This is a genomic window from Duganella margarita (assembly GCF_009857535.1).
Taxonomy (GTDB): domain Bacteria; phylum Pseudomonadota; class Gammaproteobacteria; order Burkholderiales; family Burkholderiaceae_D; genus Rugamonas; species Rugamonas margarita.
The window spans coordinates 1-255 of sequence record NZ_WWCS01000105.1; the positions used below are offsets into that span (position 1 = coordinate 1).

1 rRNA gene is annotated in these 255 nt (G+C 50.6%); it reads left to right on the forward strand.

Annotated elements, in window-relative coordinates:
• Positions 1 to 255, forward strand: a 16S ribosomal RNA gene (locus GTP55_RS30535); the annotation flags it as partial.

Here is a 255-nt window from a genome sequence, read left to right on the forward strand (position 1 = left end):
CGGTCGCAAGATTAAAACTCAAAGGAATTGACGGGGACCCGCACAAGCGGTGGATGATGTGGATTAATTCGATGCAACGCGAAAAACCTTACCTACCCTTGACATGGATGGAATCCTCGAGAGATTGAGGAGTGCCCGAAAGGGAACCATTACACAGGTGCTGCATGGCTGTCGTCAGCTCGTGTCGTGAGATGTTGGGTTAAGTCCCGCAACGAGCGCAACCCTTGTCATTAGTTGCTACGAAAGAGCACTCTA